Raw genomic sequence first — 9,086 nt, forward strand, 5'->3', positions numbered from 1 at the left:
GAATAGTAAAAATGTAATTGATTTATCTCCTAAGATATTTAGAATAGTGTCTATAATATCTATAATAACGATTTTAACTCATATTATAATAGATATTATATATGTAGGTAATATTAAACATGATGATATTGTTCCATCAGTATTACTTATCATTTTCTGTGAATTTTGTAGAGGGAAGAGCTTAGCCGAAAAAAACAGTTAAGATTCAATATTTCTTTAATAAATCTCATTTGTAGAATAATATCATTAAAATTATAAATATGGTATTAATTAAAAAGAAAAGAGGTATAAAGTGGATTTATGGAACAAGCAATGATAATTAGCAATTTAATTATAATCGTAGTCAGCATAATAGCAATAATTTTGCCGAGATATATACCAGAACACCTAATTCTACCAGACAAAAACAGATATATTATTAAAGAACCTAATTTATTTAGAAGGACCAAAGAAAAACAACTTTCAGTTTTGGGATTGTATTTTTTTCTAGTTGGATTTTTAAGTTTTTTAAACATTAAAACTTCCTTCATAAAATCAGATAATTTGATAACAATACTAAATATTTTATTCTACTTTTTAATACCATTTTTTATTATAACTAAAACAGAACAAAAATTAAAAACGATGTATTTATTGAGAGATTAGATTAACGTAAGTTGATTTGAAGTATATTAAATCGATACTACTTTTTTATTGATAGATACAGTGAGAGTAAAGATAAAAAGGATGATACAAGTATAATGAATTGAAATTCATTTAATTTTACAATTGCTATCTATGATACAGATAGTAAAACACTGTATTACTGTGAGTTAGATACATAAATAAATTAAGGTTACTTTAAATCTCTAGCCTTATTTTTTATTATATGGTAAAATATAGATGACTAAATGGAAAATAGTATATTATAAAAAGAAAAAGGGGGATGTATTTATGGAGATGCTATGTTCATTAAAATCTTATTATCAAGAAAATAAGTTAAGTCGTATTTTAGTTAATGTATTTTTCTTTATTATTATTCTAATTTATTTATTCCCATTTTGGGGATTTAAGGTATTTGGATTTAATACAGAAGAGGTTATTTTTGATTATCTTTTTAAAATATTTCAATTTGACTTTGTAGTAACAGGAGCACTTACTGTAATATTTATAATGATGTATTCTTATTTAATGTCTAATAGTATCATTATAAAAGCTATATATACTATAATTTTTGTTTTAAATTTATGGTATTCTATTATGGGAATAGGAATGTTTTCAAATCCATTTTCATATAAAGATTTTTTAGCATTATTACCTCAGATTATCTTATTAATTATTTTTGGATTAATATTTCATTTTATTGCATAAATGAAACTATAAATACTATACATAAGATATTCTTGTAAAACAATTTATTAAAATATATATTAGAATAAATTATTTTAAGGCTAGAGATTTCTCTCTAACCTTAAAATTTGTTATGTAGTAAAACGTAGAATAGTGATATATTACTTGGTATGTAATGGAGATTTATATTATTTATAATACAGTAAAAGTTCTATAGATTTGAAAGAAGATTGTGGTAAGATAAGAATAAAGCTACAAATAAAATCAAAAGGAGAATACAAATGAAAAATAAAAAATGTGCACTTTTTATAGTTATAACATTGTCAATAATGACATTAGTAGCATGTAGAGGAGATAATGAAGAAAATAAAAACTCTACAAGTGACATAAATCAAAATCAGCAAGTTGAAGACAATATAAAAAATACAGTAACAAAAGTAAAAGGAAGAAGAAAAGAATTTATAGAAAGATTAGATAATATTCAGGAAGAACTGAATGCCTTACCAGAAAAGAAGGATTCAGACAAAGGTTCAACAAATGCTATGAAAAGTTATTATGGGAAAGCATATGAAATGTACGATGAAGAATTAAATGATATATATGCTTTATTAAAACAAGAATTATCACCAGAGGTAATGGAAAACTTAAAAGCTGAGCAACTTAAGTGGATTAAAGAAAAAGAAGAAAAAGCAAATAAAGAAATGAAAAAATATGAAGGTGGCACATTTGAACTTGTTTCGAATTATGTATCTTTGTATGAATCAACTAAAGAAAGATGTTATGAATTAGTAAATCAGTATATGACAGATTAAGAAACAGAAATAAATATATTAACTTTATAATTTTATATTTAATATTTTAAGGATAAGGAGAAATCTCTAGCCTTATTTTTTATGTTTAAAACAACTTTACTTCACTAATTTTGTTTTCTTTTCATACCACACGAGTTTGGTTCTACATATTCAAACCCAAATTGGTAATAGAATTTATCAGCAGGTTTATTAGCAATCAAGCATACATATGCATACTGATCAGTGTTCTGTTCTAAATAAGAGTCAATCTCTTTCATGATCATTTTTCCTAGACCTTTACACTGGTAATCTGGATCAACCATAATATCAGTAACGACATAAGTTATGCCTTGATCACCGACAATTCTTCCAAATCCAATCAACTTATTCTTCTCCCATAAAGAAATAATAAATAGTGAACTTTTTAAAGCAATCTCAGTTTTTGATAAATTTTTTGTTCCAATACCTGTTTTTAGTCTCAAAGAAATATATTCCATCGCTGAGGGGGCTTTATATCTTATATCCATATCTATTTCAACCTCCGTTTTTTAAAAATTATCTTCACTTAGTTTCACATTTTTTACTAACATGTAATATTTACATGTTAGTTTAGTCTTTTTAATAATGTTTTGATATTACAGATAACGTTCCTGCAATTCCCGATGTACCTCACTTATCTATAGCATTACTATTTTAACATTATTCATAGAATATAAAAGGTGGATTATTAAAATATTTTTCTTATGCTCTAAAAAGTTTCTACATTATATAAAGGAATTTGCAACTTAATGTAGAATAATATATTTATGAATTTTTTTACAAAATGTTACATAAGTTATTTAATATATTTTTATTTGTTTTAATTTTACCACTTTCATAATCTGTTAAAGTAGATTGATGAATTCCTAAAAGAGAAGCAAGCTCTCTTTGTGTATAACCTTTTTCAAGTCTAAATTTTTAAATTTTATTATAGTTACAATTATTTAAGTTTAATAAGTAATTATTTGTAGTACATAATATAGTAGAGATTTTATTTATAGTTTTAATAGAAGGATTTTTTATGCTTTAATTTTCAATATTATATATAGTTTCTGGCGAAAGGTTAGCTACAGCTGCAACTTCTTTCTGAAGCATACCTTTTATAAGCCTAGTTTTCCTTATACGTTCCCCTAATGTATTTTCAGAAAGGTCAGAATAGTTGTTTATATACCATTCTATATTTAGTATTTTGTGTTTTGCTAATAAACGCTTGTCCTTGCGTAAGCAAAAAGCTTGTTAATCCTCATTCTGAATGTCAAAATATAGCTTCATATTAATTGTTCATAATTAAATTTATCATTATAGTGATTTTCATAATAAGCATAATTAATAAATAAATAGATAATAATGAAATACTCAATACAATAAATGCTATAAAAAATTTTTTCATTGCAATACCCCCTTTTAGTCGATACTTGTCGAATAAATAAAAAACATAAGAAAAGTTACCTATAGACAAGTGATTATATTTATTTAATTACTAAGTTCAACATTTATTTACAGTTTATAAAATGTAACTACCAAACAAATAGTATATATGGTAAAATAAGTATAGATTTAAAAAATAGAAAATATATCCATAAGGATAGATCAATTGTAAGGGGAGTTAGAATTATATTAAACTCATGAGAACCTTTACAATGAAGAAGAGAATAAATAATACAATATAGAAGTATGATATTAATATTTTAAAATAGAGGAGATAATTAAATGCCGATTATTATTAAACGAAATACTGGATGGCTAGGTGTCGCTTCAAAAATTCAAATAAAATTGAATGGACAAAGAATAGGAAGTGTTATGGAGAAAAAACATATAGAAGTTGAAATTCCTAAAGGTAAAGCTAACTTGGAAGTTACGCGATTTGGTTCTAATAGCAATAAAATAGCAGTTAAAGATGGAGATGTAATAGAAATAACATCAACAATTTTTTATCGGACAATTATTCCCTTAATCATACCTATATCATTTCTAATAAGCTTAATTCCGAATTTAACATACAAGCTGATTATATTTGCTATATTTTTTGCATTAATTGTTATTTCTCAATTCTTTTTTAAGATATTTAATTTAAAAGTTGTGACAAATAAAACTAGTCAACACCCATAAATCTTAAGAGACATATTCTTTATAAGCTACGTAGTATTATAACGTGAAATTGAGTTTACTTAATATTAAATATAACAAACTTATTTGAGTCATGGTTTGTAAGTATCATATATGGTAAATTATAGATATTTAATTAAAGTAAATTTAATACTTTATATAGAAGTTTATGATGACGTGGTAGTTAGAAAATACGACATATGAAAGACGAAAACTACTCAATGGATAGTAGTTTGAATTTGAAAGGAGAATATATGACAGACCAAATTAATGATAACAATAAAAACACACTGTTAATTTTGAACTTGGACAAATTGAATACAACTGACTTAGGGGTAGAACGAATTAAAAGAAATCTATGCTTAGATGTAGACGATGTTGTTAATTGGTGTAGACAAAGAATTCAAGAGTCGAATAGTAGCGTAGTTAGGAAAGGTAAAAATTGGTATATTCGAATAGCTGATTGTGAGATAACAGTTAATGCTTCTAGTTATACGATAATTACTGCTCATAAGTTAAAAAATAGATAAATTCCAGTTTGTTGTAGCCTTAAAAAACATGGTTTATTACGCAAATTTTATAAACTACGCATTATGCTGTAATCTAAGTTTTACTTAATAGCAATTATGATAAACTGACAAGTTTATAGTGACATAGTTGTAGAATTATAGTGAAGGGATAATTTTTCATATAAATTTGGAGGGAGAAAATGAATAGATTGAAATTAGTTTTACCGACACCAGAGTATAAAGAGAAACTTATGGATTATAAAAGAGAATTTATTAAAAATGGGGATAGCATGGATGGCACTGCAGGGTTAAGAAATGCTGAAACTTTTGAAGAATGGTATAGTGTATTTCGTGATAACTTAAAAGAAGAAACTGTGAGGGATGGTTTAGTTCCATCAACTACATATATGGCTATTTCTACTAATGATGATTATTTAATTGGTATGATTGATATTAGGCATCGTTTAAATGATTTTTTATTAAATTTTGGTGGGCATATAGGATATAGTGTTAGAAGATCAGAAAGACAGCAAGGTTATGCAACTGAGATGTTAAAATTAGCCTTGATAAAATGTTTGGAGTTAGATATCAAAAAAGTTTTAATAGCCTGTGATAAAGATAATATTGCATCAGCAAAGACTATTATAAATAATGGTGGTATATTAGAAAATGAGATGCCAGAAGGAAATAGTATTACACAAAGATACTGGATAACTTTAGATTAAAATCAAGAATACAATTTGTGATAGATCATTGCGTAATATTTATAAACTACGTCATAGTTACTTGATATTCAATTTTACCTAATCTTCATTGTGACAAATTGACATATTTTTTATAAAAGAAAGGAGAATTATATGGAAGCACCAGAAATAGTTATAAAACCAGATTTACCCATGTTATTACTTCAAATATTTAATACTTCAATATTAATACTATTATTAGCTCTAGGAGTCTTTGGAATTTATCTAGTAATGAAATATATTAAAAAACCTCATAGTTAGGTGGAAAAATGGAGTTTTACTTAATATTAAATATAACAAACTTATTTGAGTCATGGTTAATAAGTGTCATATATAGTAAAGTATAAATATTTAGTGAAATATAAAATTACTTGGACATTCAAGAACTCTATATATGGAAAAATAATTATAATGAACTTTATTATATAAAAAATTCTAACTAGAAAAATAATAAATAATTGTTTATGAAAGAAGGTTAAATAGTGAAAGCTCAAAAAATTAATATCATGCTAATATTATTAGGAGTGATTATTATATTTTTAGAATTTAATCATTTTATGTTTGATGGTATCTTGGGATGGTTACTAACATCTTTAGGAGCGATATTAATAATTGTAGGAGTGTTTTATAAATCAAATAATCCTATAGGATTATTATTGAAAATGATTTTCGGATTATTATAGAGGGTATACGTGGATATAAATTCAGTAAAAATAATAATTTTCATTCAATTCATTATCTGGGGTTTTATAGGTGTTACATTTTAATGTCATGACATAGCAGTAGAAAATTGTGAAATAAAGATTATTGATATAAATGGAGGAAACTAAATGAGAAAATCAGAAAATTCACAAAAGGCATCATCATTGATTTGGAGTTTGCTTATATTATGTACAGGGTGTATAGGTTATGTAATATGGAAAGAATGGTTATTTTTGATAGGTGGGCTGATAGGATTCACTTCAATATTTCTATTAAAAAAGTAAGTTTAATTCAAGTGTTCCAGAAGAGCTAGAATCTACTTTAATTGATTAATAAAATGAGAGGAGGATATTCTAGATGGGATATGTTTTATTTACATTTATTATTATGTTTGGATTTTATATCATACTTCATTTCCATATAAAATCAAAGAAAGAAAAAATGGAGAGAGAAGGATTGTTTCCAAAAAATATTCCTTTTATCAATACATTTTTTAGATATTCATTTTTGCCAACATTTCTTTTAATGATTTTTCTTAAATTAGAGTTTAAAGGATTTTTAATTTTATATGGGTATTTTATAATGATGCTCTATATTGGTAATTATGCATACAAAGAAACGAAAATTAATGAAAAGAATAAAGTACTAAAGGAATAATTAGGGAGATACATATTTCATAATATTTATAAACTATAAAATAATATTACTTAAAAATAAATTTGTTCAAATATTATATATTGATTTATATCAAAACAAAAATTAGGTGGTTAGGAAATGAAAAATTTATCAACTGTATTATTAACAATTGGAATATTACTATATTATTTTGAATTACGGTCAACGTCATATGATTTTATAGCCATTATCATTATAATAATAGGGTTAATCCTATTATTTTCAAAAATCAAGAAAAAGGGGGAATAAAATTGTTTAAAGCTAAAAGAATACCAAAACTAACAGTTATACTAGGATTACTATTAGTAATTATAGCCTATATAATTCCATATGATAGTTTAGAAAGTATAGTAGGACAAGGTCCTAGACCTATGGGAATTGTAAGTATAACTATAAATCCTATTTTAGGATTAATAGGAAGTGGTTTTAGTATATATAAGAAACAATGGTTTTTTCTATTGTTAAATATTATTTTAATATTTACTTTTTTCATACTTATAGCAATGTTTGGTTTTGTATAAAGTTAAAGTATTAGGTTATTGATTTGTATAATTTAAATATTTCAATGATATAATGTTGAGTTTCACATAAGTACTATTAAGTAAAAGTTAAATATAATAAATACAGATATAATAAAAATAAAATATAGTAAATTTAGAGGAGAATCAATATTGAAAAAGTTTTTAAATACAATTTTTAAAACTATTATTTTCTTTGTAGTATGGGCTGTATTAATTGGAGTTATTCCTGATATAAAAATAGATAATAATGTATACTGGAGATTATGGGCAGAATTTATACCATTTCTTTTGACAATTTTATTCTCTTTTACTTTTGTTTTTTTAGTAGAAAAAAGTAGAGTTGAAATTCCAATAACTTCAAAATTCTTTAAAAATATTTTGATCGGTACTGTAATAGGGGTTTTATGGTTAGGAATTGTTGTTGCTATTCTTTTATTTACAAAAACTATGGTTATAAAAAGTCAAAATAATATTAATTATTTTTGGATTTGGATTTTATCAGTATTATTAAATGTAATAATGCAAGAGATGATAATGAGAGGATATTTATATCAACTATGGAAACAAAAATATAATATAATTATAGCAACATTTATAACCACAGCTCTATTTACAGCTATGCACGGTGGAGCTTTTGAGGCTGGTATTGTGGCGGTACTTAATGTTATCACAATGAGTATCTTTATAACATTATTATTAGAATATACAGGTACAATAATAGCACCAATAATCGCTCATTTTATTTGGAATACATTTGGAGCAATTATATTGGGTGGTGTTTCTTTGGCAAGTGATTACCCCAATCTTTTAAATACTAAATTTCAAGGGAATTCATTATTAACTGGAGGTATTTATAAGATTGAAGGTAGTATTGTAGTTTTAATTATAAATTCAATCTTAATTATATCGTTGTTTATATTAGATAAAAGAAAAAAACATAAATTAACATTTTAATGAGGTTTACTTTTATGTAAGACCTTAGATATTAAAAATAAAGAAACTGATAATAAATAAAAATAAAAACGTTAAAAGAAACAAAAAAGATAATAAATTAATCTTTTTAATAAATTTCATATAATATCTCCATTAATTTATTTTTTAACAATATCAACATTTGTCATATTGCTAAATAATGCAATATTTTAAAATTTAGATTAATAAATAGTTAATTATTTCGTGTAAATCTTAAAAAGGAGTTTAATTTATTATGAATTTAAAAACTAAAAACAAAGAAAGTCTTTATGCATTACTATATAAGATAATTTTGATTGCTATAATTGCTTTATACAACAGTAACAATCCTAAAGCTATTATGTTTACTAAACTTACTGTTCCTTTACATAACATTTATCTATCAATTATTTCTTTAAATAATAATAACTCTTTTAAATCAAAAATATTTGATTTAGTATTAATACCATTATCTAGTACAATAGTTATTTCTTTAATATTAGAATTCTATTAATACTATTTTATTATTATACAAACAAATATTCCATTTGGATTTAAGTGTAATAACATAAATTTTAAAGTTTATATTATTCAATTTCACATAATTATAAAATGAGTAAAACTCATTATAATAAATTCTTTGAGGAGGAATAATTTATGAATAATGTTGTAAAAAGAAAAATTTTAGCATTTATCATTGTGGTGTTTTTTACTATAGTT

The 9,086-nt window shown here is 23.9% G+C and carries 16 protein-coding genes and 1 pseudogene; 14 read left to right on the forward strand and 3 right to left on the reverse strand.

Annotation, left to right across the window (positions count from 1 at the left end):
* From D3Z33_RS16585 to D3Z33_RS16080, 4 genes are all read left to right on the forward strand, one after another.
* Positions 1-202 (forward strand): hypothetical protein (locus D3Z33_RS16585; RefSeq protein WP_207708360.1); only part of this gene is annotated, 202 nt, incomplete at its 5' end.
* 98 nt (positions 203-300) lie between these two features.
* Complete coding sequence (locus D3Z33_RS16070) at positions 301-645, forward strand: hypothetical protein (protein WP_160198787.1); 345 nt, start codon at positions 301-303, stop codon at positions 643-645.
* 288 nt (positions 646-933) lie between these two features.
* Positions 934-1,350 carry a hypothetical protein gene (locus tag D3Z33_RS16075; RefSeq protein ID WP_160198788.1) on the forward strand — a complete coding sequence of 139 codons (417 nt, stop codon included), beginning with the start codon at positions 934-936 and terminating at the stop codon, positions 1,348-1,350.
* A gap of 260 nt (positions 1,351-1,610) precedes the next feature.
* On the forward strand, positions 1,611-2,141 hold the full coding sequence (locus D3Z33_RS16080; RefSeq protein ID WP_160198789.1) for a lysozyme inhibitor LprI family protein: 531 nt from the start codon (positions 1,611-1,613) through the stop codon (positions 2,139-2,141).
* 104 nt (positions 2,142-2,245) lie between these two features.
* Here D3Z33_RS16080 and D3Z33_RS16085 read toward each other — a convergent pair whose 3' ends face one another.
* The 3 genes and pseudogenes from D3Z33_RS16085 to D3Z33_RS17220 form a co-directional block, all read right to left on the reverse strand.
* The gene (locus D3Z33_RS16085; RefSeq protein WP_160198790.1) at positions 2,246-2,647 is read right to left on the reverse strand and encodes a GNAT family N-acetyltransferase; all 402 of its coding nucleotides are present in this window, start codon (positions 2,645-2,647) and stop codon (positions 2,246-2,248) included.
* 289 nt (positions 2,648-2,936) lie between these two features.
* A pseudogene (locus D3Z33_RS17215) lies at positions 2,937-3,065 on the reverse strand (helix-turn-helix domain-containing protein); the annotation flags it as partial.
* A 120-nt stretch (positions 3,066-3,185) separates the two neighbouring features.
* Entirely contained in the window at positions 3,186-3,347 is a 162-nt protein-coding gene (locus tag D3Z33_RS17220) for a helix-turn-helix domain-containing protein (protein WP_431768845.1), read from the reverse strand.
* Positions 3,348-3,869: 522 nt separating this feature from the next.
* Here D3Z33_RS17220 and D3Z33_RS16100 point away from each other — a divergent pair.
* The 10 genes from D3Z33_RS16100 to D3Z33_RS16145 all read left to right on the forward strand — a co-directional run bounded on the left by D3Z33_RS16100 (position 3,870) and on the right by D3Z33_RS16145 (position 8,880).
* Complete coding sequence (locus D3Z33_RS16100; protein WP_160198791.1) at positions 3,870-4,268, forward strand: hypothetical protein; 399 nt, start codon at positions 3,870-3,872, stop codon at positions 4,266-4,268.
* 218 nt (positions 4,269-4,486) lie between these two features.
* A complete protein-coding gene (locus D3Z33_RS16105) occupies positions 4,487-4,795 on the forward strand; it encodes a DUF3781 domain-containing protein (protein WP_431768844.1) in 309 nt (102 codons plus the stop codon).
* A 179-nt stretch (positions 4,796-4,974) separates the two neighbouring features.
* Positions 4,975-5,499 (forward strand): GNAT family N-acetyltransferase, encoded by a 525-nt coding sequence (locus D3Z33_RS16110; RefSeq protein ID WP_160198792.1) that lies wholly within the window; start codon positions 4,975-4,977, stop codon positions 5,497-5,499.
* A 132-nt stretch (positions 5,500-5,631) separates the two neighbouring features.
* Positions 5,632-5,778, forward strand: a complete 147-nt coding sequence (locus D3Z33_RS16115) for a hypothetical protein (RefSeq protein ID WP_160198793.1) — start codon at positions 5,632-5,634, stop codon at positions 5,776-5,778.
* A gap of 221 nt (positions 5,779-5,999) precedes the next feature.
* Entirely contained in the window at positions 6,000-6,200 is a 201-nt protein-coding gene (locus D3Z33_RS16120; protein ID WP_160198794.1) for a hypothetical protein, read from the forward strand.
* Between the two features lie 147 nt (positions 6,201-6,347).
* The gene (locus D3Z33_RS16125; protein WP_160198795.1) at positions 6,348-6,503 is read left to right on the forward strand and encodes a hypothetical protein; all 156 of its coding nucleotides are present in this window, start codon (positions 6,348-6,350) and stop codon (positions 6,501-6,503) included.
* Positions 6,504-6,576: 73 nt separating this feature from the next.
* Entirely contained in the window at positions 6,577-6,876 is a 300-nt protein-coding gene (locus tag D3Z33_RS16130; RefSeq protein ID WP_160198796.1) for a hypothetical protein, read from the forward strand.
* Between the two features lie 269 nt (positions 6,877-7,145).
* The gene (locus D3Z33_RS16135; protein ID WP_160198797.1) at positions 7,146-7,415 is read left to right on the forward strand and encodes a hypothetical protein; all 270 of its coding nucleotides are present in this window, start codon (positions 7,146-7,148) and stop codon (positions 7,413-7,415) included.
* 150 nt (positions 7,416-7,565) lie between these two features.
* Positions 7,566-8,369 (forward strand): CPBP family intramembrane glutamic endopeptidase, encoded by an 804-nt coding sequence (locus D3Z33_RS16140; RefSeq protein ID WP_160198798.1) that lies wholly within the window; start codon positions 7,566-7,568, stop codon positions 8,367-8,369.
* Between the two features lie 253 nt (positions 8,370-8,622).
* Complete coding sequence (locus tag D3Z33_RS16145) at positions 8,623-8,880, forward strand: hypothetical protein (RefSeq protein ID WP_160198799.1); 258 nt, start codon at positions 8,623-8,625, stop codon at positions 8,878-8,880.
* Positions 8,881-9,086: the final 206 nt, after the last annotated feature.

This window comes from Senegalia massiliensis (genome assembly GCF_009911265.1).
Lineage (GTDB): Bacteria > Bacillota > Clostridia > Tissierellales > SIT17 > Anaeromonas > Anaeromonas massiliensis_A.